The sequence below is a fragment of the Streptococcus oralis genome, from assembly GCF_018448765.2.
Classification (GTDB): Bacteria; Bacillota; Bacilli; order Lactobacillales; family Streptococcaceae; genus Streptococcus; species Streptococcus oralis_BM.
This window is the reverse complement of sequence record NZ_JAHCMC020000001.1, coordinates 1,509,884-1,530,759: the sequence shown is the minus strand read 5'-3', so window position 1 is coordinate 1,530,759 and position 20,876 is coordinate 1,509,884. Positions and strand designations below refer to the sequence as shown.

Below are 20,876 nucleotides of genomic sequence, written 5' to 3'. Positions count from 1 at the left end.
TATGGCTGTTTTCAATAAAGATTATACCTTGTTTTTTGATTTTTATTATAAAAATGTCAAATGCATCTCCTTACATTCATTCCTGATTCCTAAAAACTGAATCACTGTTTTCCTCAGGTTTATCTGGGGGAGGCAGTGCTTTTTTGAAATAAAGACATAGATATTCCTGTTTTCCAATTTCCCTTATTTTAACCATTCAGGAAATCTCAAGCACTGCTTAAGATTTAGAGTAAGGATTTAGGGAAATATGGTTTATATTAGAGATGTTCCGAGTTTATAAAGGAGGGATTACATGAAAAAGTATCAGCTTCTATTCAAAACAAGTGCAATTTTATCCTACCTATTTTTCGTATTTGGTCTTTCTCAGCTGACGCTTATCGTCCAAAACTATTGGCAATTTTCTTCTCAGATAGGCAATTTATTCTGGATTCAAAATATCTTGAGTTTACTTTTTATTGGAGTCATGATTGTGGTTCTTGTTAAGACAGGCCATGGTTATCTCTTTCGCATTCCAAGAAAAAAATGGCTTTGGTATTCGATTTTGACAGTATTAGTGGTAGTGTTCCAGATCTCTTTTAACGTTCAGACAGCTAAACATGTTCAGTCAACTGCGGAAGGTTGGGCTGTATTGATTGGTTATAGTGGGACTAACTTTGCAGAGCTAGGTATTTATATAGCCCTGTTCTTTCTGATTCCACTGATGGAAGAGTTGCTCTATAGAGGATTACTGCAACACGCCTTTTTTAAGGATTCGAGATTTGCTCTTGATTTGCTTCTTCCGTCCATTTTATTTGCTCTCCCTCATTTTTCAAACTTTCCTAGTCTGTTAGATATCTTCGTCTTTGCAACATCTGGAATCATTTTTGCTGGTTTGACCCGCTATACCAAGAGCATTTATCCTTCCTATGCAGTGCATATGATCAATAATATTTTCGCAACATTACCATTTTTGATGACTTTTTTACACAGGATATTTAGCTAAAAATAATAGATTAAAAAATAATTATCGATTATAAGAAGTGAATAAGATTAGATTTCTGAATAATAGAATTTAATCTTATTCACTTCTTATTAGTTGACTAAGGAAATTGTGCTCTTTGAGCAATTCAAGACGTTTCGATGACAATTCAAGATTTGGATGAAAAATTTTAAAAAACAATGATATACTAAACTTGTCAAGGTTGCAACAGGATAAAAATTAAAAATAAAAAAGGAGTATTTGCCATGAATACAAAAATGATGTCACAATTTGAGATTATAGATACTGATATGCTCGCTTGCGTTGAAGGTGGTGGTTGCAATTGGGGAGATTTTGCCAAAGCAGGTGTTGGAGGAGGAGTAGCAAGAGGTCTTCAACTAGGCATTAAAACAGGAACATGGCAAGGTGCTGCAACTGGTGCTGTGGGTGGAGCTATACTTGGAGGTGTAGCCTATGCAGCAACATGTTGGTGGTAATTATGGATTTTAAAAGTTTTATAATTGGTTTAGTAGTTGGTATATTTGGTCCTTATATGGATGATTTAATTAGAAAAATATTTTCAAAATCTCCCAAAAAGGATACGGATAGTACCCCGTAAAAAATAAATTTCTCCCCTGTATTTGCTAGCTTAATTTACAGGGGAGTTTCTTTAATTTTGTTTAGCCTGTCAAAATGATATGTGATAGCAGGATGAAAAGTCTACAAACAAGTTGGTATCAATACAATATAAAGAGGAAAGTATGTTTTTCATACTTGCTTTTTTAATTTTTTTACAATTCAAGACGTTTCGATGACCATTTAAGATTTAGATGAATTTGTAATCTTAAATAAGGTAAGATAGAGATAACAAATGTAAAGGAGTATTCCTATATGAGGAAACAAAAGATAAAATCGCTATTACTTGTACCACTTGTATTTGCATCTATTACTACGGGTGTTGTATATGCAGAAGAACAGACTACTTCTTCCTCTATTCAGGCTAATGATAGTTCTGTTGTGGCACCAGATTTGCCATCGGCTAAGGAAAATGTGGAGCATAAACCTTCCGTTGTAACTCCCGAGGAGTATGAGCAGAATGTTGCGGAATTTAAAAAGATAGATATTGAAGCCGTTCGTCAATCTTTTACAGAGGATCAATTGGAACATACTATATATTTTGGTAGAAAAACTTGTTCTCATTGTCGTCAATTTTCTCCTGAATTGAAAGAATTTAATAACTTGATTGAAAAGAAGTTAGAATATTATGATTTGGATGGTAAAGATTTTGACGGGGAAGCGAGAGAGTTTCTATTTAAAAAAGTCGGTATTCCAGGAACACCAACAATTTTGTATTTAAAAAATGGACATCCGATATCTGGATGGGTTGGTGGGGGAGCGACTGCACAACAGGTGTATGATTATATGTACTCTAGAAACTCACCTAAGCAAACGGAAACAATAGCATCTTCTGAGGATACAGTAACAGAAAGTGTGCATGATGAGAAAACTAGAAATGACAGCATGAGTACTAGTGATAAAGTTGTAAGTGAAAGTAAAGGTATGAGTGATGAAAAAAGAACCGAAATGAAAATATCCAATGATAATCCCAATTCTAATAGTGAAAATAGTGGGAAAGTGGAGAGTATAAACTCAACTTCCAAAGCTAAAACTACTCAATCTGGCGATTTAGCAATGTTAGACAATAAGAATCAATTGGAAACTCTCAAACCTATTTTTGATGCTGCTCAAGAAAATAAAACTCCTTTAACCGATGTTAAGGGGCTTGATTATGTAAGCCAATCTATTACTTCTAATGAAAAATTATTACCGAAAACAGGAGAGGAAGAAAGTTACCAACTGATTCGGCTAGCTGTCGCGTTTTTTATGGCTTCTATAATGATTAAAGTGAAACAAAAAATTCATAAATAAAAATAGATGGTAAACAGGTGCAATGATATTATTTGTTTGTAATAACATATGGCTAGAATTTTCCTATAGACAAGAGTGAAAGGGCAAGTATGTTTTTAATGCTTGCTTTTTAAATTTTTTAACAATTCAAGACGTTTCGATGACAATTCAAGATTTGGATGAAAAAAATTAATAAACGATGATATACTAAACTTGTCAAAGTTGCAACAAGACAAAAATTAAAAATTAAAAATAAAAAAGGAGTATTTGTCATGGATACAAAAATGTTGTCACAGTTAGAGGTTATGGATACTGAAATGCTGGCTAGCATTGAGGGAGGAACTGATTGGGGAACAGTAGGAAAAGGAGCTGTCTATGGAGCAGGTATCGGAGTTGCTATGTGTACGGTAGGAGGACTCCTTACTGGTGGTTCCGCATGGGCTATGACTGCTGGCTGTGCTTGGGCTGGAGCTAAACTTGGTGGTGCTTTTACTGCAATTGCTGATAATATTTGGCCATAGAAGGGAGTAGAAATTATGTTTGATTACAAAATAGTAGACAATCAAGAATTAAGTAATATTTCTGGAGGTGGATTGGGAGGAGATGTAGTTGTAGGAGCCTTGTCGGGTGCATTTCAGGCAGGACAATCTTGTATTGCTGGAGGCCCTCAAGCTTATTTGATTTGCGCAACAGGGGGCGCTATAGTAGGTGGCATTATAGCTTTTGGATTGAGACCCCCAAAATAGTTTAAAAAAGGAATGGGTATTAATATGTTAAATGGAACTATGATTCAGCTTATACTCATTGCAATTTGTTGTGTGTACATTATTTTTAACACCAAGGCTGATAAAAACCCAAAGAGAGGATATCGTACAGCTTTGTACCTTTTCGTTATGGCTGGTATTATATCCTATATTATGAATTATCTGAATTGGTTAGATTTTTTCTTACTGATAACTCCGATAATGTGTCTATTTAAATTTGAAGATAAATGGAGTTAGCAACATTTGACACTTCAATAGGTTATTAACTATCCTTTGGCTCATTGTCAACTGTAGTGAGTTGAAGAAAAGCTAAGATCGAGAAAGGACTAATTTCGTCCTTTCTTTTTTGAGTACGACGGGCATGACGTTTATTTGATGTGTAAGTCCTCCGTGTGCACCCGCTACCGGTGAATTCAATAGCGATTCTCAAGCCCGACTATCGTGAGGTAGCGGGGAGAAGAAGGCATAGCGAAATCATGGCTTAAAGAACAGTAGTAAGACACGTTTAGAGGATAAAGTGGCTTCACACTCTAAAGCACAAATAGGTATACCTAATCCATATATTTAAATCACGAGAGTGTACGAGAAAAGATGTACGATTTATCTATTGATGTGAGGTTCTGATGAGAGCTGAAAGCATGGTAACAACGAATCATGAGAAGTTAGTCAATCTTATAGTAGTCAGGAAAGTTCTATATTGGAAGTGGAGCAAAAGGTGAACAATTGAAAGTAGAATTGTCTGTTTTGATTATTTGTTTGATAGGATGGTAGTATGAAAATATAAATGGTGACTATTCAGATCTATTTAATTTGTGCAGCTGGTGGGGGCTTATGGCCACATTAGAGGATTTAATTGATATATAGAGTTATTAATCCAGGTATTTCTTTGAGTTTATACTCTCTATGCTGTATAGGAATACATCATGTATAAACACTTATTTTTCCTAGATTCAAAAACCTTAGACTGGTTGACGCCCTATATTCTAGTCTTGGCTTCTGACACCATTGCCTTTAATGTTTTTGTGCTAACCTTTGTATCTGTTGTGATCTTTTATTTCCTAAATCCCATGTTAGCTTTAATGGCTATATTCTTAGGGGCTGGTTATGTGGTCGGATTTTGGTTACTCAAATGGTTTGTTTTGGAAAGGCTAGAGCTAAAAGATGACGTGTAGGGAAGTCTGTTTGGTGGGGAGGATAGTTTTATGAGAATTTTTAATAAATGTCATGCCTTATTTTTTGGATTTTTAGTATTTGTAATCGTTGATGCAGCGGGGTATTCCATCAATCAAGGGAATTATTTTCAACACCAGTACACATTCATTCTTATAAAGAGTCTCTTGCTTTTCCTTAGTTTTGTCTATGCGAGATGGTTCGATATGATTTCTTTTAGGATTTTAAGCAAGAAACAACTCTTGCTCTTCATTGGAATCTTTCTTCTTACGGTGCTGGTAAATATAGGCTATCATGCTTTTTTCTCAGTTGCTTCTGGTGCCTCGGCTCAACACCTTGAGGAAACGAGTAAAGGACTTTCGCTTTCCTTTATTATAAGTGTTACAGTTTTGGGACCAATCCAGGAGGAACTCATGTTCAGAGGACTTCTTCAGGGGGCTATATTTGAAAATTCTTGGTTAGGGCTTGTACTGACTTCCTCTCTCTTTTCTTTCATGCATGAACCTTACGATGTGCCTTCGTTTTTCTATTATCTACTTGGGGGCTTGTTGCTGGGCTTTGCTTATAAAAAGAGCCAAAATTTGTGGGTTTCTACTCTAGTCCACATGTCTTACAACAGTTTGCCACTTTTAACTTATTTCTAAAAATTATGAAAAGGTAAGCAGAAGACGGTGCTTGCCTTTTTTAAGCTATAATGATAGCCTGAGCCAATTGAGATGCTTTTCTTTGAGAATCAGGTGTGGAGCGGTTGACGAATAGACCAAAAACTAGTAGAATAGTAAGGAAACTTTATACGGAGGAAAGAAATGGACTTGGGTGATAATGAGCTAACGCTGACCCCTATCCCTGGGAAGAGCGGCAAAGCTTATATGGGAAGCTACCCTGATGGGAAGCGCGTCTTTGTAAAAATGAACACCTCTCCAATCCTACCTGGCCTAGCCAGAGAACAAATCGCTCCTCAATTACTATGGACTCGTCGTTTGTCAGATGGCCGTGATATGTGTGCTCAGGAATGGCTGACGGGCAAAATCTTGACCCCTTACGATATGAATCGCAAGCAGATTATCAATATCTTGAACCGTCTCCACCGCTCGCGTCCCTTGATGAAGCAGTTGAGTCGTTTGGGATATACCATGGAAAAACCAGTTGATTTGTTGCGTTCTTGGAAACAAGAAGTACCAGAAATCTTGCAACAGAATCACTACTTGAATAGTGTGATTGCTGAGCTAGGTAAGACGGTTCCAGGTTTTAGAGAAGACCATGCAACGATTGTGCACGGTGATCTTCGCCATAGTAATTGGATTGAGACAGAGAGTGGACTCGTTTATCTAGTGGATTGGGATTCGGTTCGTCTGACGGATCGTATGTTTGATGTGGCGCATTTGCTATGCCACTACATTCCAGATCATCAGTGGCGTCAATGGTTGAGAGACTACGGCTATAAGTACAATCAGACAGTGTTAGATAAATTGTATTGGTATGGTCAGTATTCTTACTTGAACCAGATTGCCAAATACTGTGAAAATCAAGATTTAGACAATGTAAACCGGGAGATTTACGCCTTGCGCGTCTTCCGTGACAAGTATGGAAAGAAGAGATGAGAGTTAGAAATCGTAAAGGGGCGACAGAATTACTAGAGGCCAATCCTCAGTATGTGGTCCTCAATCCCTTGGAAGCTAAAGGGAAATGGCGAGACTTGTTTGGAAATGATCATCCTATTCATGTAGAGGTTGGAAGTGGGAAAGGGGCCTTCGTATCAGGAATGGCCAAGCAAAATCCTGACATCAACTACATCGGGATTGACATTCAAAAGTCGGTATTGAGTTATGCCTTAGACAAGGTGCTTGAAGTTGGAGTGCCAAATATCAAATTGCTGTGGGTAGATGGTTCAGATCTGACTGACTACTTTGAAGACGGTGAGATTGACCGCCTCTATTTGAATTTTTCGGATCCTTGGCCCAAAAAGCGCCATGAAAAACGTCGTTTGACTTACAAGAGTTTCTTGGATACCTTCAAGCGCATCTTGCCTGAGAATGGGGAAATCCATTTCAAGACAGACAATCGTGGCTTGTTTGAGTACAGTCTAGTGAGCTTTTCTCAGTATGGGATGAAACTCAATGGTGTTTGGCTGGACTTGCATGCCAGTGATTTTGAAGGCAATGTCATGACAGAGTATGAGCAAAAATTCTCCAGCAAAGGTCAAGTGATCTACCGAGTTGAAGCAGAATTTTAAGAAATAGCTTGAAAACCAGCTGTTTGAGTGCTAATGCTTTACATAAATTGACAAACGTGCTATACTGATAGTAAGAATATGAGAAAGAGAGGCGGGGAAATATCTTCGCCTCTTGCTTATGAGGAGGTGGACACAATCGCAACAATCGTAGAATTAGTCAGAGAAGTTGTAGAACCTGTCATTCAAGCGCCTTTCGAGCTCGTGGATATCGAGTATGGAAAGATTGGCAGTGACATGATTCTCAGTATTTTTGTAGATAAACCCGAAGGAATTACCTTGAACGACACGGCAGACCTGACAGAAATCATCAGTCCTGTCCTAGATACCATCAAGCCCGATCCCTTCCCAGAACAATATTTCCTAGAAATCACCAGTCCAGGCTTGGAACGTCCTTTAAAAACTAAGGATGCTGTCGCTGGAGCTGTTGGGAAATACATTCATGTCGGGCTCTACCAAGCTATCGATAAGCAAAAAGTCTTTGAAGGTACCTTGGTATCCTTTGAAGAGGATGAGTTGACTATGGAGTATATGGACAAGACACGTAAGAAAACCGTCCAAATTCCATACAGTTTAGTATCAAAAGCACGTTTAGCAGTAAAATTATAGAAAAGAAAGGATAGCTTTTGAGGATTCAAAAGTGAAGAAAACATGAGTAAAGAAATGCTAGAGGCCTTCCGCATTTTGGAAGAAGACAAGGGAATCAAAAAAGAAGACATCATCGACGCAGTAGTAGAGTCGCTTCGTTCCGCTTATCGTAGACGCTATGGTCAGTCAGATAGCGTAGCCATCGACTTTAATGAAAAGACTGGTGACTTTACTGTCTATACTGTTCGTGAAGTTGTAGATGAAGTATTTGATAGCCGTTTGGAAATCAGCTTGAAAGATGCCCTTGCCATTAATTCAGCCTATGAGCTTGGTGACAAAATCAAGTTTGAAGAAGCACCTGCTGAGTTTGGTCGTGTAGCAGCCCAATCTGCCAAACAAACCATCATGGAAAAAATGCGCAAGCAAACACGTGCCATCACTTACAATACTTATAAAGAACATGAACAAGAAATCATGTCTGGTACAGTAGAACGATTTGACAACCGCTTTATTTACGTCAACCTTGGCAGCATCGAAGCCCAATTATCAAAACAAGACCAAATTCCTGGAGAGGTGTTTGCTTCCCATGACCGTATCGAAGTCTACGTTTACAAGGTTGAAGACAACCCTCGTGGTGTCAATGTCTTTGTTAGCCGTAGCCATCCTGAAATGATCAAACGCTTGATGGAGCAAGAAATTCCAGAAGTTTACGATGGAACTGTTGAAATCATGAGCGTAGCCCGCGAAGCTGGTGACCGTACGAAAGTTGCCGTTCGTAGCCACAATCCAAACGTGGACGCTATTGGGACAATCGTTGGACGTGGTGGTGCCAATATCAAGAAAATCACCAGCAAATTCCACCCAGCTCGTTACGATGCCAAGAGTGACCGTATGATTCCTGTTGAAGAAAACATCGACGTTATCGAGTGGGTAGCAGATCCAGCTGAGTTTATCTACAATGCCATCGCTCCTGCTGAGGTTGACCAAGTTATCTTTGATGAAAATGACAGCAAACGTGCCTTAGTCGTTGTGCCTGATAACAAGCTTTCTCTTGCTATCGGTCGTCGTGGACAAAACGTTCGCTTGGCGGCTCATTTGACGGGTTACCGTATCGATATCAAGTCTGCCAGTGAATTTGAAGCTATGGAAGAAGCAGGCCAAGTGGATTACGCAGCTGCGGACGAATTGATCGAAGAATAAAAGCTGCTAGAGGAGGGAAAGATGAAAACAAGAAAAATCCCTTTGCGCAAGTCTGTTGTATCCAACGAAGTGATTGATAAGCGTGATTTGCTCCGCATTGTCAAGAACAAAGAAGGGCAAGTCTTTATCGATCCGACAGGCAAGGCCAATGGTCGTGGCGCTTATATCAAGCTAGACAACGCAGAAGCCCTAGAGGCCAAAAAGAAGAGAGTCTTTAACCGCAGCTTTAACATGGAAGTGGAAGAAAGCTTTTATGACGAGTTGATCGCCTATGTGGATCACAAAGTGAAAAGAAGAGAGTTAGGACTTGAATAAGCAAAAGATAAGTAATCTCTTGGGACTTGCTCAACGAGCAGGCCGGATCATATCGGGTGAGGAATTGGTGGTCAAGGCCATCCAAGACCAGAAAGCCAAGCTAGTCTTTCTAGCACAGGATGCTGGTCCCAATCTGACCAAGAAGATTCAAGATAAAAGTGACTATTATCAAGTAGAAGTTATAACCGTGTTTTCAACACTGGAATTAAGCATAGCAGTCGGGAAACCGAGAAAGGTTTTGGCTGTGACAGATGCTGGATTTACAAAGAAAATGAGGTCTCTTATGGAATAGAAGAGGAGGACATGATTTGTCTAAGAAAAGATTGTACGAAATCGCAAAAGAGCTTGGAAAAGAAAGTAAAGAAGTTGTAGCGCGTGCAAAAGAGTTGGGCTTGGATGTGAAAAGCCACTCATCGAGCGTGGAAGCTGCTGCTGCTGAACAAATCGCAGCTAGCTTTAAACCTGCACCTGCTCCTAAAGCAGAAGCAAAACCTGTAGCACCAAAAGCAAGTGTAGAAAAGAAAGCAGAAAAGCCTGTATCAGCTAAACCAGCTGCCGCTAAGGAAGAAAGCAAATCAGCTACACCTGCAGCTCCTAAGGAAGAAAAAGTAGTGGCCGCAAGACCACAGAGTCGAAACTTCAAGGCGGAGCGTGAGGCGCGTGCCAAAGAGCAGGCAGAGCGACGCAAACAAAACAAGGGCAACAACCGTGACCAACAACAAAACGGCAACCGTCAGAAAAACGATGGTCGTAATGGTGGCAAACCTGGTCAAGGAAACCGCGACAATCGCCGATTTAACGACCAAGGGAAAAAACCACAAGGTCAAGGGAATCGTGGCAATGATCGCCGTCAGCAACAAGACTTCCAGCCAAAACAAGCTGGCCCACGTGTTGACTTTAAAGCCCGTGCAGCAGCCCTAAAAGCAGAGCAAAATGCAGAGTACGCACGCTCAAGCGAGGAGCGCTTCAAACAATCGCAAGCAGCCAAAGAAGCCTTGGCTCAAGCTAACAAACGCAAGGAGCCAGAGGAAATCTTTGAAGAAGCTGCTAAGCTAGCTGAACAAACGCAGCCAGCTATAACAGTAGCTCCTGTAGCGAAAGAAGCGCCAGTGGATACACGTCGTAAAAAACAAGCTCGACCAGACAAAGAACGTGACGATTATGATCACGAAGAAGATGGTCCTAGAAAACAACAAAAGAATCGAAGTAGTCAGAATCAAGTGAGAAATCAAAGAAATAGTAACTGGAATAACAACAAGAAAAATAAAAAAGGGAATAAGCAAAACAACCGTAACCAGACTCCAAAACCTGTTACAGAGCGCAAGTTCCATGAATTGCCAACAGAATTCGAATATACAGATGGTATGACTGTTGCGGAAATCGCAAAACGTATCAAACGTGAACCAGCTGAAATCGTTAAGAAACTCTTTATGATGGGGATTATGGCCACACAAAACCAATCCTTGGATGGAGAAACCATCGAACTCCTCATGGTGGATTACGGTATTGAAGCCAAACAAAAGGTTGAAGTGGATAATGCCGACATCGAACGTTTCTTTGTAGAAGATGGCTATCTTAACGAAGATGAATTGGTTGAGCGTCCACCAGTTGTCACCATCATGGGACACGTTGACCATGGTAAAACCACCCTCTTGGATACCCTTCGTAATTCTCGTGTTGCGACAGGTGAAGCGGGTGGTATCACTCAGCATATCGGTGCCTACCAAATCGTGGAAAATGGCAAGAAGATTACCTTCCTTGATACGCCAGGACACGCGGCCTTTACATCTATGCGTGCGCGTGGTGCTTCTGTTACCGATATTACCATCTTGGTTGTAGCGGCCGACGACGGGGTTATGCCTCAAACTATCGAAGCCATCAACCACTCAAAAGCAGCCAACGTTCCAATTATCGTAGCCATCAATAAGATTGATAAACCAGGTGCCAACCCAGAACGCGTTATCGGTGAATTGGCTGAACACGGTGTTATGTCAACTGCCTGGGGTGGAGATTCTGAATTTGTCGAAATCTCCGCTAAATTCAACCAAAACATCGATGAACTCTTGGAAACGGTCCTACTTGTAGCTGAAATCCAAGAACTCAAGGCAGACCCAACAGTGCGTGCGATCGGTACCGTTATCGAAGCTCGCTTAGATAAAGGAAAAGGTGCGGTCGCAACCCTTCTTGTGCAACAAGGTACTTTGAATGTCCAAGATCCAATCGTTGTCGGAAATACCTTCGGTCGTGTCCGTGCTATGACCAATGACCTTGGTCGTCGTGTTAAGGTTGCTGGACCATCAACACCAGTATCTATCACAGGTTTGAACGAAGCACCAATGGCGGGTGACCACTTTGCCGTTTACGAAGATGAAAAATCTGCGCGTGCAGCAGGTGAAGAACGTGCGAAACGTGCTCTTATGAAGCAACGTCAAGTAACCCAACGTGTCAGCCTTGAAAACCTTTTTGATACGCTTAAAGCAGGTGAGCTCAAGTCTGTTAACGTCATCATCAAGGCCGACGTACAAGGTTCAGTTGAAGCCCTTTCTGCTTCACTTCAAAAGATCGATGTAGAAGGTGTCAAAGTTACCATCGTTCACTCAGCGGTCGGTGCCATCAACGAATCTGATGTGACTCTTGCGGAAGCTTCAAATGCCTTTATCATCGGTTTCAACGTGCGCCCTACACCACAAGCGCGTCAACAAGCAAAAGAAGATGATGTAGAAATCCGTCTTCACAGCATTATCTACAAGGTTATCGAAGAGATGGAAGAAGCCATGAAAGGAATGCTTGATCCAGAATTCGAAGAAAAAGTTATCGGTGAAGCAATCATCCGTGAAACCTTCAAGGTATCTAAAGTGGGAACCATCGGTGGATTCATGGTTACGAGTGGTAAAGTTACCCGTGACTCTAAAGTCCGTGTTATTCGTGATGGTGTTGTTATCTATGATGGTGAACTTGCAAGCTTGAAACACTATAAAGATGACGTTAAAGAAGTTACAAACGGTCGTGAAGGTGGATTGATGATTGAGGGCTACAATGATATCAAGATGGATGATGTGATTGAGGCATACGTTATGGAAGAAATCAAACGATAAGATTTTTGCTCCTTTCTTAGGTGGTGAGGGACGCAAGCAAACCGATGGTTTCATTGCTTATTTTTGAGCCTAAGGTCTCAAAAATCCCCTGTGATGAGACTGATAAATCAGTTCCATCACTTTCACCACAGTGAAAGAAGCAGGTGATTTCAAATTGAACGTCGTTTCAATTTGAATTAAAAATCAAGAAATTTAAAAATAGCTAGGTCTGCTGGCCTAGCTTTTGGTTCAAAGTAGAGAAAGGAATATCATGGCAAATCATTTCCGTACGGATCGTGTGGGCATGGAAATCAAGCGTGAAGTCAATGAGATTTTGCAAAAGAAAGTCCGTGATCCACGTGTCCAAGGTGTGACCATCACAGATGTTCAGATGCTGGGGGATTTGTCTGTTGCCAAGGTTTACTACACCATTTTGAGTAACCTGGCTTCGGATAACCAAAAAGCTCAAATCGGGCTTGAAAAAGCAACTGGTACTATCAAACGTGAACTTGGTCGCAATTTGAAATTGTATAAAATCCCAGATTTAACCTTCGTCAAGGATGAGTCCATTGAATATGGAAACAAAATTGACGAGATGCTACGCAATCTGGATAAGAACTAAGAAAGAGGGGATACCCTCTTTTTTGGTGGAGAAATGGCAATAAAAAATACTGGAGAATCTCTCTAGAGTAAAAAATTGTTAAAAAGCTTTATAAAACTCAGCTTGTATGATAGTATAGAAATTGGAAAGAGTAATATGAAATGATTTTTTATCAATAACTAGCTAGTCTGGTATAGCAATCAGCTAGAAACTGCAGTTAGACGAGGGAAGGTAATATGGGGTTCATTAAAATTCTAGCCAAGACTTACGGGAATTACTTTTTCATGATGCAAAGCGTCGAAGTTCTGAAGAACATGGAAAAAGACGACAATGCTCTAGTAGGATTCGGGAAAGTACTGCTTGCTGACAAGTTGATGGATGTGGCCCAGTGGCTCGCAAAACCAGAGGATAAAGAATAACTTGAAATGAAAGAAACTAGCAGGAATTCCACTGCTAGTTTTTTAATCTCTTCCCATATGGTATAATATAAGCAGTAAAATCATTTTATACTCTTCGAAAATCAAATTCAAACCACGTCAGCTTCACCTTGCCGTACTTAAGTACAGCCTGCGGCTAGCTTCCTAGTTTGCTCTTTGATTTTCATTGAGTATTAGAACATACATGGAGGTCGTCATGGACAATATCATCGATGTGTCAATTCCCGTTGCAGAAGTAGTGGACAAGCATCCAGAAGTCTTGGAAATCCTAGTGGAGCTGGGTTTTAAACCACTTGCTAATCCCTTGATGCGCAATACAGTCGGTCGCAAGGTATCGCTTAAGCAGGGTTCTAAACTTGAAGGAACTCCTATGGACAAGATTGTCCGCACGTTGGAAGCGAACGGCTATGAAGTGATTGGATTAGACTAATGGCAGATGAACGGATTCATATCCTACGGGATATTTTGTTAGAATTGCACAATGGCGCCTCTCCCGAGTCAGTTCAGGAGCGTTTTGATGCGACTTTTACGGGTGTTTCAGCCATTGAGATTTCCCTCATGGAGCACGAGCTGATGAACTCAGACTCAGGTGTTACCTTTGAAGATGTCATGGAGCTCTGTGATGTCCATGCCAATCTTTTTAAAAATGCTGTTAAGGGCGTCGAAGTGGAGGATACTGAACACCCTGGCCACCCAGTTCGCGTCTTCAAGGATGAAAATCTGGCTCTCCGTGCAGCTTTGATTCGCATTCGGAGACTGTTGGATACCTATGAGCCTATGGAAGATGAGGAAATGCTGGCAGAGATGCGCAAGGGCTTGGTCCGTCAAATGGGGCTGTTGGGGCAATTTGACATTCACTACCAGCGCAAGGAAGAGCTCTTTTTCCCCATCATGGAGCGCTATGGTCACGATTCACCCCCAAAAGTTATGTGGGGAGTGGATGATCAGATCAGAGAACTCTTTCAGACAGCTCTAGCGACGGCTAAGGCACTACCAGAAGTGGCGATTTCCACTGTAAAGGAGGCCTTTGAAGCTTTTGCGACAGAGTTTGAAAGTATGATGTTCAAGGAAGAGTCCATCCTCCTCATGATTCTCCTTGAGTCTTTCACCCAGGATGATTGGATTCAGATTGCGGAGGAGAGCGATGCCTACGGCTATGCCATCATCCGTCCGTCTGAGAAATGGGTTCCAGAACGCCAGAGCTTTGTTGAGGAAAAGAGCGTAGAGGAGCCTGTGCCACTAGATACGGCTGAAGGTCAAGTTCAGCAAGTTATAGATACACCAGAAGGACAGTTCACTATTACCTTTACCCCTAAGGAAAAGGAAGCAGTGCTGGACCGTCATAGTCAACAAGATTTTGGCAATGGTTATCTCTCCGTCGAGCAGGCCAATCTCATCCTTAATCACCTTCCTATGGAGATCACTTTTGTCAATAAAGACGATATTTTCCAGTATTATAATGACAATGCGCCAGCTGATGAGATGATTTTCAAACGGACGCCGTCCCAAGTTGGGCGCAATGTTGAACTCTGCCATCCGCCTAAGTACCTAGAAAAGGTGAAGGCTGTTATGAAAGGCCTTCGTGAAGGTAAAAAGGACAAGTATGAAATGTGGTTCAAGTCGGAGTCGCGAGGCAAGTTTGTCCACATCACCTATGCTGCGGTACACGATGAGAACGGGGAATTCCAAGGAGTGTTGGAGTATGTTCAGGATATCCAACCCTACCGAGAGATTGATACGGACTATTTCCGTGGATTAGAATAAGGAGAATCAATGAGTTACGAACAGGAATTTATGAAGGAATTTGAAGCTTGGGTCAATACCCAGATCATGATCAACGACATGGCGCACAAGGAAAGTCAGAAGGTTTACGAAGAAGATCAAGACGAGCGTGCCAAAGATGCCATGATTCGCTATGAAAGCCGCTTGGATGCTTATCAGTTCTTGCTTGGTAAGTTTGAAAATTTCAAGGCGGGCAAGGGATTTCATGATTTGCCAGAGGGCTTGTTTGGCGAGCGGAATTATTAATCGTTACAAATCAAAAAGTGCGTATGAACGCACTTTTTCTGTTTATACGTGATGTGTGTGTTTGGTAATCCATTGTTCCATTTTGATATGCAATCAGAATGGATAGATGCCCAAAGTGATGATGGTGAGCAAGAACCACTTGATCCAGTTCCCGAATAATTGAGAACCTGTTCCGTCAAAATAGAGGCGGCGTCTATCGATGACAGTGTGTTGGACTTTCCAGTTTTGCATCATACAAACTGCCCAAGGCGTAGCGATTCCAATAGTAAAGCCTATGATGATCATGGCTAGGATAGCATATCTAACCTAGCTCAAAAGACCACCATCAAAGTAACTTTCATTATTCATATTGTTCTCCTTATCAGCTTTTTATGTGAATTAATCTTGCACATTACTGCATATTTTATCAAGAAGTCGAATCATTGTCAAATTAGATTGAAAGAAAAAATGGCTAGATTTTTAAGGGGAATCTTATTTCCTTTCTTGATTTTTTGCCAAAATCTTGATAGAATATCTCTATTAAATCCTTGTCAGAGCAGGGATTTTTTATTGAAAGGATTTTATCATGTCAAAGAAACTCCAACGTAAAAAACAATTGCGAAATAGCCTCCGTCGTTCAGGTGCCTTTTCAACTACAGTGACCAAGGCTGTCGAAGAGACCAAGAAAGTCGTGAAACACGCAGAAAAATCTGCCAGCGAAGCAGGAAAAGTTGTCTCTAAAAAAGTGGAACAAGCGGTAGAAGCGACTAAAGAACAAGCTCAAAAAGTAGCCAATTCAGTAGAAGATTTCGCAGCTACTTTGGGTGGCCTCTCAGTAGATCGTGCCAAGACTTTCTATGATGAAGGCATCAAGTCGGCTGCTGACTTCAAAAACTGGACGGAAAAAGAACTCCTTGCCTTAAAAGGAATTGGCCCAGCTACCATTAAGAAATTAAAAGAGCACGGAATCAGCTTCAAGTAATCTTTCTTGAGCCTTGCTTTTCCGAGAAAAACTTGCTACAATAGAGCCATTAGAGGTGTTTTGAATCCCACATTTTACAGAAAGTGGCGGTGCTGAGAAGTCCACAAATGTGTCAAAACTGGTTGCTAATGACTGAAAATGAAATAAAAATGTCTTTTTGTTTTAAAGACAAGAGTTGCGGGCTCTGCCCGAAATTGGGTGGTACCGCGGATAAGCACATTCGTCCCTGTCATGTAGATGGCAGGGCTTTTCTTTTGCGTCTTAGTCAAAGGAGGTTTTCATGAAGCAATCCTTTAAAACCAGTAAGCTCTACTATGGTTTTCCTATCTTTATTTTAGGGTATCAGGATCAGAACTTTGGTCACAATATTACGACCTGTAGCTCCTCTTATAGTCTGGGAGACTGGTTGGTCATCGGTGTTGGGGCTGAGGAAAATGCGGCTGACCAGATTAAGCATTATCAACAGTTCACCGTCAATATCCCTGATGAAAACTTCATGCTTGAGATGGAGCAGGCTGGTTTTATCAGCCATCGTGAGAAATTGAAACACCTGGGGCTAGACTGTGAGATTTCTGAACAGACTCAGGCCCCGATTTTAAAGGCCTGTCCAGTCGTATTGGATTGCCAGGTAGATAGGATTATCGAGGAAGATGGCATCTGCCATATCTTTGCCAAGATTCTTGGGCGACTTGCTGATTCTGATTTGCTAGATGACAAGGGCCATTTTAAAAATGACTGTTTTGCGCCAACTTACTTTATGGGAGACGGCTACCAGCGCGTTTATCGTTATTTAGATGATCGTGTCGATCCTATGGGGAGTTTCATCAAGAAAGCGAGGAAGAAGGATGGCAAGAGCTAAACTGCCAGAACGAATCGAAACAGAACGTCTTCTTTTACGAGTCCGAACAGTGGATGATGCAGTGGATATCCATGACTACGCTAGTTTGGCAGAGGTCGCCTATCCAGCAGGCTTTCCGCCCGTCAAGACCTTGGAAGATGAGATTTATTATCTGGAGAATATTCTTCCTGAGCGTAATGAAAAGAACAATCTCCCAGCAGGCTATGGAATTGTTGTCAAAGGGACTGATAAGGTCATCGGCTCTGTTGATTTCCCTCGTCGTCACGAGGATGATGTCTTGGAGATTGGCTATATCTTACATCCAGACTATTGGGGTCTAGGTTATGTTCCAGAAGCAGCGTGTGCTTTGATTGACCTATCTTTTAAAGAATTGAACCTACACAAGATTGAACTAACTTGTTTTGGTTATAATGTCCAAAGTCAACGAGTCGCTGAAAAATTAGGTTTTACCCTTGAAGCTCGCATAAGAGACCGCAAAGATGCCCAAGGAAATCACTGTGACAGTCTAATATTTGGCTTGTTGAGGAGTGAGTGGGAGGTGATTTGATGCATCTTTTCATCATTGGGGCTCCAGCCTCAGGAAAAATGACGATTGGTCAAGAACTGTCTCGACTGACGGATTCTACCCTCTTTTATAACCATCAAGCCATCGATTTTGCATTAGAAATCTATCAGGATTATACTGAGGAGATGTGGGAATTTGTTCGTGGAATTACCTTTTCTTTCCTTGGAGCTAGCGCTAGAAATCAGCGATATGTGATTTTAACAGACGTGATTGATTTTTCAAATCAGTACCAGCTGATGTATTTGAAGCAAATTCAGGATTTGTTGGATGACTATCATCAAGAGATTCTTTTTGTGGAGTTGGAAACAAGTCTTGAAGAGCGTTTACGTCGAAATCGAACGGAGAATCGATTAAAGCACAAACCCTTAAAACGACATATTGAGGTATCTGAAAGAGAAATTTTGGAGACAGCTGAAACACTTCAATTAAATTCCCAACATCAACCGAATGAGTTGCACCACTACCTTAAAATAAATAATACGAATCTGTCTGCAGAAGAAGTTGCCAAGCAGATTCAAGATAAAATGAATACAATAGAGAAAGGACACACACATGTCTAAAGAACTTTCACCTAAATACAATCCAGCCGAGGTTGAGGCTGGTCGTTACCAAAAATGGCTTGACGCTGATGTTTTCAAACCTTCAGGCGATCAAAAAGCTAAGCCTTATTCAATCGTTATTCCACCACCAAACGTTACAGGTAAACTTCACCTTGGTCACGCTTGGGATACGACTTTGCAAGATATCATCATCCGTCAAAAACGCATGCAAGGCTTTGATACGCTTTGGCTTCCAGGGATGGACCACGCTGGTATTGCTACTCAGGCTAAGGTTGAGGAGCGCTTGCGTGGTGAAGGCATTAGCCGTTATGACCTAGGTCGTGAAAAATTCCTGGATAAGGTCTGGGAATGGAAAGACGAGTATGCCACTACTATCAAGGAACAATGGGGCAAGATGGGGCTCTCTGTAGACTACTCTCGTGAGCGTTTCACTCTTGACGAAGGTTTGTCAAAAGCCGTTCGCAAGGTCTTTGTAGAGCTTTACAAGAAAGGCTGGATCTATCGTGGTGAGTTTATCATCAACTGGGACCCAGCTGCTCGCACAGCACTTTCTGATATTGAGGTAATCCACAAGGATGTCGAAGGTGCCTTCTACCACATGAACTATATGCTGGAAGACGGTTCACGCGCCCTTGAAGTTGCGACAACTCGTCCTGAGACCATGTTTGGGGACGTTGCCGTTGCGGTCAATCCAGAAGATCCACGCTACAAGGACTTGATTGGTAAAAACGTCGTCCTTCCAATCGCTAATAAATTGATTCCAATCGTTGGAGACGAGCACGCAGATCCTGAGTTTGGTACGGGTGTCGTGAAAATCACGCCTGCCCACGATCCAAACGACTTCTTGGTCGGTCAACGTCACAACTTGCCACAAGTCAACGTCATGAACGATGACGGAACCATGAACGAGCTTGCCTTCGAATTTGCGGGTATGGACCGTTTTGAAGCTCGTAAGGCAGTCGTTGCTAAGTTGGAAGAAATCGGTGCCCTTGTTAAAATCGAAAAACGCGTCCACAGTGTTGGTCACTCAGAACGTACAGGTGTCGTAGTTGAGCCACGCTTGTCGACTCAATGGTTCGTTAAGATGGACCAATTGGCTAAAAATGCCATTGCCAACCAAGATACAGAAGACAGGGTTGAATTCTACCCACCTCGTTTCAACGATACCTTCCTTCAATGGATGGAAAATGTCCATGACTGGGTCATCTCTCGTCAGCTCTGGTGGGGGCACCAAATCCCTGCTTGGTACAATGCTGAAGGCGAAATCTATGTGGGCGAAGAGGCTCCAGAAGGTGACGGATGGACTCAGGACGAAGACGTCTTGGATACTTGGTTCAGTTCTGCCCTTTGGCCATTCTCAACTATGGGCTGGCCTGATGTCGACTCAGAAGACTTCAAGCGTTATTATCCAACATCAACTTTGGTGACTGGTTATGATATTATTCCGTTCTGGGTGTCTCGGATGATTTTCCAAGGTTTGGAATTTACTGGCAAGTCGCCATTCAAAAATGCCTTGATTCATGGTCTCATTCGTGATGAGCAAGGACGCAAGATGTCGAAATCTCTCGGTAACGGGATTGATCCAATGGATGTTATTGATAAGTACGGAACAGATAGCCTTCGTTGGTTCCTTTCAAACGGTTCTGCACCAGGGCAAGACGTGCGCTTCTCTTACGAGAAAATGGATGCTTCATGGAACTTCATTAACAAGATTTGGAACATCTCTCGCTACATCCTCATGAACAATGAAGGTTTGACTCTTGAGCAAGCGACTGCCAATGTGGAAAAAGTGGTCAACAAGGAAGCTGGAAATGTCACAGACCGCTGGATTCTCCACAACCTTAACGAAACGATCGGAAAAGTTACTGAAAACTTTGATAAATTTGAGTTTGGTGTGGCTGGACACATTCTCTACAACTTCATCTGGGACGAGTTTGCGGACTGGTACGTTGAGTTGACCAAGGAAGTCCTTTATAGCGATAACGAAGAAGAGAAAGTCATCACACGTTCTGTTCTCCTTCACACCTTGGACAAGATCCTTCGTCTCCTCCACCCAATCATGCCATTCGTGACAGAGGAAATCTTTGGTCAAATCTCAGAAGGCTCTATCGTGACAGCAGAATATCCAACTGTCAACCCAGCCTTAGAAGACCTAGCGGCTCATACAGGTGTGGAAAGCCTCAAAGACTTGATTCGTGCCGTTCGGAATGCGCGTGCGGAAGTAAACGTTGCTCCAAGCAAGCCTATCACCATCCTTGTTAAGACAAGCGATAGCGACTTGGAAGCCTTCTTTAACAGCAATGTCAACTACATCAAACGCTTCACAAATCCAGAACACTTGGAAATCGCGTCAACCATCCCTGCACCTGAACTCGCGATGTCAAGCGTCATCACAGGAGCAGAAATCTACCTGCCACTGGCAGACCTCCTCAATGTCGAAGAAGAATTAGCTCGTCTCGACAAGGAACTCGCTAAATTGCAAAAAGAACTGGACATGGTCGGCAAGAAGCTATCTAATGAACGCTTCGTAACCAATGCCAAACCAGAAGTCGTCCAAAAAGAACGCGACAAACAAGCCGACTACCAAGCCAAGTACGACGCGACCATAGCACGTATTGAGGAAATGAAGAAGTTGGTGAAATAAACACAGAAACACGG

General features: G+C 41.7%; 26 protein-coding genes. 25 read left to right on the top strand and 1 reads right to left on the bottom strand.

The features are described from left to right. The first annotated feature begins 292 nt into the window (after window positions 1–292). The 20 genes from KIH88_RS07705 (at window position 293) to KIH88_RS07610 (ending at window position 15,273) form a co-directional block, all read left to right on the top strand. Entirely contained in the window at window positions 293–982 is a 690-nt protein-coding gene (locus tag KIH88_RS07705) for a CPBP family intramembrane glutamic endopeptidase (RefSeq protein WP_213988872.1), read from the top strand. Window positions 983–1,224: 242 nt separating this feature from the next. After that, window positions 1,225–1,455, top strand: coding sequence for a bacteriocin-like peptide BlpU (gene blpU, locus KIH88_RS07700; protein ID WP_213988871.1), 231 nt, complete (start codon window positions 1,225–1,227; stop codon window positions 1,453–1,455). A gap of 2 nt (window positions 1,456–1,457) precedes the next feature. Further along, window positions 1,458–1,577, top strand: a complete 120-nt coding sequence (locus KIH88_RS07695; protein WP_001829206.1) for a PncF family bacteriocin immunity protein — start codon at window positions 1,458–1,460, stop codon at window positions 1,575–1,577. A 272-nt stretch (window positions 1,578–1,849) separates the two neighbouring features. After that, window positions 1,850–2,887: a thioredoxin domain-containing protein gene (locus KIH88_RS07690; protein ID WP_213988870.1), complete on the top strand. Its 1,038-nt coding sequence runs from the start codon at window positions 1,850–1,852 to the stop codon at window positions 2,885–2,887. Between the two features lie 251 nt (window positions 2,888–3,138). Next, a complete protein-coding gene (locus KIH88_RS07685; RefSeq protein ID WP_125840955.1) occupies window positions 3,139–3,387 on the top strand; it encodes a Blp family class II bacteriocin in 249 nt (82 codons plus the stop codon). A gap of 15 nt (window positions 3,388–3,402) precedes the next feature. After that, a complete protein-coding gene (locus KIH88_RS07680) occupies window positions 3,403–3,612 on the top strand; it encodes a Blp family class II bacteriocin (protein ID WP_049537864.1) in 210 nt (69 codons plus the stop codon). Window positions 3,613–4,553: 941 nt separating this feature from the next. Continuing rightward, entirely contained in the window at window positions 4,554–4,802 is a 249-nt protein-coding gene (gene blpZ / locus KIH88_RS07675; RefSeq protein ID WP_198459249.1) for an immunity protein BlpZ, read from the top strand. Window positions 4,803–4,832: 30 nt separating this feature from the next. Further along, window positions 4,833–5,444, top strand: a complete 612-nt coding sequence (locus KIH88_RS07670) for a CPBP family intramembrane glutamic endopeptidase (protein ID WP_198459250.1) — start codon at window positions 4,833–4,835, stop codon at window positions 5,442–5,444. 162 nt (window positions 5,445–5,606) lie between these two features. Then, window positions 5,607–6,401: a cell cycle regulator CcrZ gene (gene ccrZ / locus KIH88_RS07665; protein ID WP_198459251.1), complete on the top strand. Its 795-nt coding sequence runs from the start codon at window positions 5,607–5,609 to the stop codon at window positions 6,399–6,401. Further along, complete coding sequence (gene trmB / locus KIH88_RS07660; protein WP_001266088.1) at window positions 6,398–7,033, top strand: tRNA (guanosine(46)-N7)-methyltransferase TrmB; 636 nt, start codon at window positions 6,398–6,400, stop codon at window positions 7,031–7,033. Before ccrZ ends, trmB begins: the two co-directional genes overlap by 4 nt. 126 nt (window positions 7,034–7,159) lie before the next feature. Beyond that, complete coding sequence (gene rimP, locus KIH88_RS07655; RefSeq protein ID WP_038804490.1) at window positions 7,160–7,639, top strand: ribosome maturation factor RimP; 480 nt, start codon at window positions 7,160–7,162, stop codon at window positions 7,637–7,639. Window positions 7,640–7,681: 42 nt separating this feature from the next. Next, the gene (nusA, locus tag KIH88_RS07650; protein ID WP_000032277.1) at window positions 7,682–8,818 is read left to right on the top strand and encodes a transcription termination factor NusA; all 1,137 of its coding nucleotides are present in this window, start codon (window positions 7,682–7,684) and stop codon (window positions 8,816–8,818) included. A 21-nt stretch (window positions 8,819–8,839) separates the two neighbouring features. Next, on the top strand, window positions 8,840–9,133 hold the full coding sequence (gene rnpM / locus KIH88_RS07645; RefSeq protein ID WP_000857564.1) for an RNase P modulator RnpM: 294 nt from the start codon (window positions 8,840–8,842) through the stop codon (window positions 9,131–9,133). Then, window positions 9,126–9,425: a YlxQ-related RNA-binding protein gene (locus tag KIH88_RS07640; protein WP_200370901.1), complete on the top strand. Its 300-nt coding sequence runs from the start codon at window positions 9,126–9,128 to the stop codon at window positions 9,423–9,425. The genes rnpM and KIH88_RS07640 overlap by 8 nt, the downstream gene beginning before the upstream one ends. Window positions 9,426–9,441: 16 nt before the next feature. After that, entirely contained in the window at window positions 9,442–12,228 is a 2,787-nt protein-coding gene (infB, locus tag KIH88_RS07635) for a translation initiation factor IF-2 (RefSeq protein WP_213988869.1), read from the top strand. A 250-nt stretch (window positions 12,229–12,478) separates the two neighbouring features. Next, a complete protein-coding gene (gene rbfA / locus KIH88_RS07630; protein WP_001273601.1) occupies window positions 12,479–12,829 on the top strand; it encodes a 30S ribosome-binding factor RbfA in 351 nt (116 codons plus the stop codon). A 215-nt stretch (window positions 12,830–13,044) separates the two neighbouring features. Continuing rightward, window positions 13,045–13,227, top strand: coding sequence for a hypothetical protein (locus tag KIH88_RS07625; RefSeq protein WP_213988868.1), 183 nt, complete (start codon window positions 13,045–13,047; stop codon window positions 13,225–13,227). Between the two features lie 214 nt (window positions 13,228–13,441). Then, the gene (locus KIH88_RS07620) at window positions 13,442–13,675 is read left to right on the top strand and encodes a DUF1858 domain-containing protein (RefSeq protein WP_000368739.1); all 234 of its coding nucleotides are present in this window, start codon (window positions 13,442–13,444) and stop codon (window positions 13,673–13,675) included. Continuing rightward, window positions 13,675–15,009, top strand: a complete 1,335-nt coding sequence (locus KIH88_RS07615) for a DUF438 domain-containing protein (protein ID WP_213988867.1) — start codon at window positions 13,675–13,677, stop codon at window positions 15,007–15,009. Before KIH88_RS07620 ends, KIH88_RS07615 begins: the two co-directional genes overlap by 1 nt. A gap of 9 nt (window positions 15,010–15,018) precedes the next feature. Next, window positions 15,019–15,273 carry a DUF1912 family protein gene (locus KIH88_RS07610; protein ID WP_000119707.1) on the top strand — a complete coding sequence of 85 codons (255 nt, stop codon included), beginning with the start codon at window positions 15,019–15,021 and terminating at the stop codon, window positions 15,271–15,273. 93 nt (window positions 15,274–15,366) lie between these two features. Here KIH88_RS07610 and KIH88_RS07605 read toward each other — a convergent pair whose 3' ends face one another. Continuing rightward, window positions 15,367–15,558 (bottom strand): DUF898 domain-containing protein, encoded by a 192-nt coding sequence (locus tag KIH88_RS07605; RefSeq protein WP_225901084.1) that lies wholly within the window; start codon window positions 15,556–15,558, stop codon window positions 15,367–15,369. A 280-nt stretch (window positions 15,559–15,838) separates the two neighbouring features. On the opposite strand from KIH88_RS07605, the gene KIH88_RS07600 reads away from it, so the two are divergent. From KIH88_RS07600 to KIH88_RS07580, 5 genes are all read left to right on the top strand, one after another. Next, entirely contained in the window at window positions 15,839–16,234 is a 396-nt protein-coding gene (locus KIH88_RS07600; RefSeq protein ID WP_213988866.1) for a helix-hairpin-helix domain-containing protein, read from the top strand. Window positions 16,235–16,514: 280 nt separating this feature from the next. Further along, on the top strand, window positions 16,515–17,093 hold the full coding sequence (locus KIH88_RS07595; protein WP_213988865.1) for a flavin reductase family protein: 579 nt from the start codon (window positions 16,515–16,517) through the stop codon (window positions 17,091–17,093). Then, on the top strand, window positions 17,080–17,640 hold the full coding sequence (locus KIH88_RS07590) for a GNAT family N-acetyltransferase (RefSeq protein ID WP_213988864.1): 561 nt from the start codon (window positions 17,080–17,082) through the stop codon (window positions 17,638–17,640). Before KIH88_RS07595 ends, KIH88_RS07590 begins: the two co-directional genes overlap by 14 nt. Beyond that, window positions 17,640–18,218, top strand: a complete 579-nt coding sequence (locus KIH88_RS07585) for an AAA family ATPase (RefSeq protein WP_213988863.1) — start codon at window positions 17,640–17,642, stop codon at window positions 18,216–18,218. The genes KIH88_RS07590 and KIH88_RS07585 overlap by 1 nt, the downstream gene beginning before the upstream one ends. Further along, window positions 18,211–20,862 carry a valine--tRNA ligase gene (locus tag KIH88_RS07580; protein WP_213988862.1) on the top strand — a complete coding sequence of 884 codons (2,652 nt, stop codon included), beginning with the start codon at window positions 18,211–18,213 and terminating at the stop codon, window positions 20,860–20,862. Before KIH88_RS07585 ends, KIH88_RS07580 begins: the two co-directional genes overlap by 8 nt. Window positions 20,863–20,876: the final 14 nt, after the last annotated feature.

What these genes read in the sequence shown, in the direction of transcription:
- rbfA (WP_001273601.1), top strand. Translation starts at nt 12,479, where the DNA reads ATGGCAAATCATTTCCGTACGGATCGTGTGGGCATGGAAATCAAGCGT.
- KIH88_RS07625 (WP_213988868.1), top strand. Translation starts at nt 13,045, where the DNA reads ATGGGGTTCATTAAAATTCTAGCCAAGACTTACGGGAATTACTTTTTC.
- blpZ (WP_198459249.1), top strand. Translation starts at nt 4,554, where the DNA reads ATGTATAAACACTTATTTTTCCTAGATTCAAAAACCTTAGACTGGTTG.
- KIH88_RS07620 (WP_000368739.1), top strand. Translation starts at nt 13,442, where the DNA reads ATGGACAATATCATCGATGTGTCAATTCCCGTTGCAGAAGTAGTGGAC.
- KIH88_RS07605 (WP_225901084.1), bottom strand. Translation starts at nt 15,558, where the DNA reads ATGATCATCATAGGCTTTACTATTGGAATCGCTACGCCTTGGGCAGTT.
- KIH88_RS07685 (WP_125840955.1), top strand. Translation starts at nt 3,139, where the DNA reads ATGGATACAAAAATGTTGTCACAGTTAGAGGTTATGGATACTGAAATG.
- KIH88_RS07600 (WP_213988866.1), top strand. Translation starts at nt 15,839, where the DNA reads ATGTCAAAGAAACTCCAACGTAAAAAACAATTGCGAAATAGCCTCCGT.
- KIH88_RS07615 (WP_213988867.1), top strand. Translation starts at nt 13,675, where the DNA reads ATGGCAGATGAACGGATTCATATCCTACGGGATATTTTGTTAGAATTG.
- ccrZ (WP_198459251.1), top strand. Translation starts at nt 5,607, where the DNA reads ATGGACTTGGGTGATAATGAGCTAACGCTGACCCCTATCCCTGGGAAG.
- trmB (WP_001266088.1), top strand. Translation starts at nt 6,398, where the DNA reads ATGAGAGTTAGAAATCGTAAAGGGGCGACAGAATTACTAGAGGCCAAT.
- KIH88_RS07695 (WP_001829206.1), top strand. Translation starts at nt 1,458, where the DNA reads ATGGATTTTAAAAGTTTTATAATTGGTTTAGTAGTTGGTATATTTGGT.
- KIH88_RS07585 (WP_213988863.1), top strand. Translation starts at nt 17,640, where the DNA reads ATGCATCTTTTCATCATTGGGGCTCCAGCCTCAGGAAAAATGACGATT.
- KIH88_RS07610 (WP_000119707.1), top strand. Translation starts at nt 15,019, where the DNA reads ATGAGTTACGAACAGGAATTTATGAAGGAATTTGAAGCTTGGGTCAAT.
- rnpM (WP_000857564.1), top strand. Translation starts at nt 8,840, where the DNA reads ATGAAAACAAGAAAAATCCCTTTGCGCAAGTCTGTTGTATCCAACGAA.
- KIH88_RS07690 (WP_213988870.1), top strand. Translation starts at nt 1,850, where the DNA reads ATGAGGAAACAAAAGATAAAATCGCTATTACTTGTACCACTTGTATTT.
- KIH88_RS07705 (WP_213988872.1), top strand. Translation starts at nt 293, where the DNA reads ATGAAAAAGTATCAGCTTCTATTCAAAACAAGTGCAATTTTATCCTAC.
- blpU (WP_213988871.1), top strand. Translation starts at nt 1,225, where the DNA reads ATGAATACAAAAATGATGTCACAATTTGAGATTATAGATACTGATATG.
- KIH88_RS07680 (WP_049537864.1), top strand. Translation starts at nt 3,403, where the DNA reads ATGTTTGATTACAAAATAGTAGACAATCAAGAATTAAGTAATATTTCT.
- KIH88_RS07670 (WP_198459250.1), top strand. Translation starts at nt 4,833, where the DNA reads ATGAGAATTTTTAATAAATGTCATGCCTTATTTTTTGGATTTTTAGTA.
- KIH88_RS07580 (WP_213988862.1), top strand. Translation starts at nt 18,211, where the DNA reads ATGTCTAAAGAACTTTCACCTAAATACAATCCAGCCGAGGTTGAGGCT.
- KIH88_RS07595 (WP_213988865.1), top strand. Translation starts at nt 16,515, where the DNA reads ATGAAGCAATCCTTTAAAACCAGTAAGCTCTACTATGGTTTTCCTATC.
- KIH88_RS07590 (WP_213988864.1), top strand. Translation starts at nt 17,080, where the DNA reads ATGGCAAGAGCTAAACTGCCAGAACGAATCGAAACAGAACGTCTTCTT.
- nusA (WP_000032277.1), top strand. Translation starts at nt 7,682, where the DNA reads ATGAGTAAAGAAATGCTAGAGGCCTTCCGCATTTTGGAAGAAGACAAG.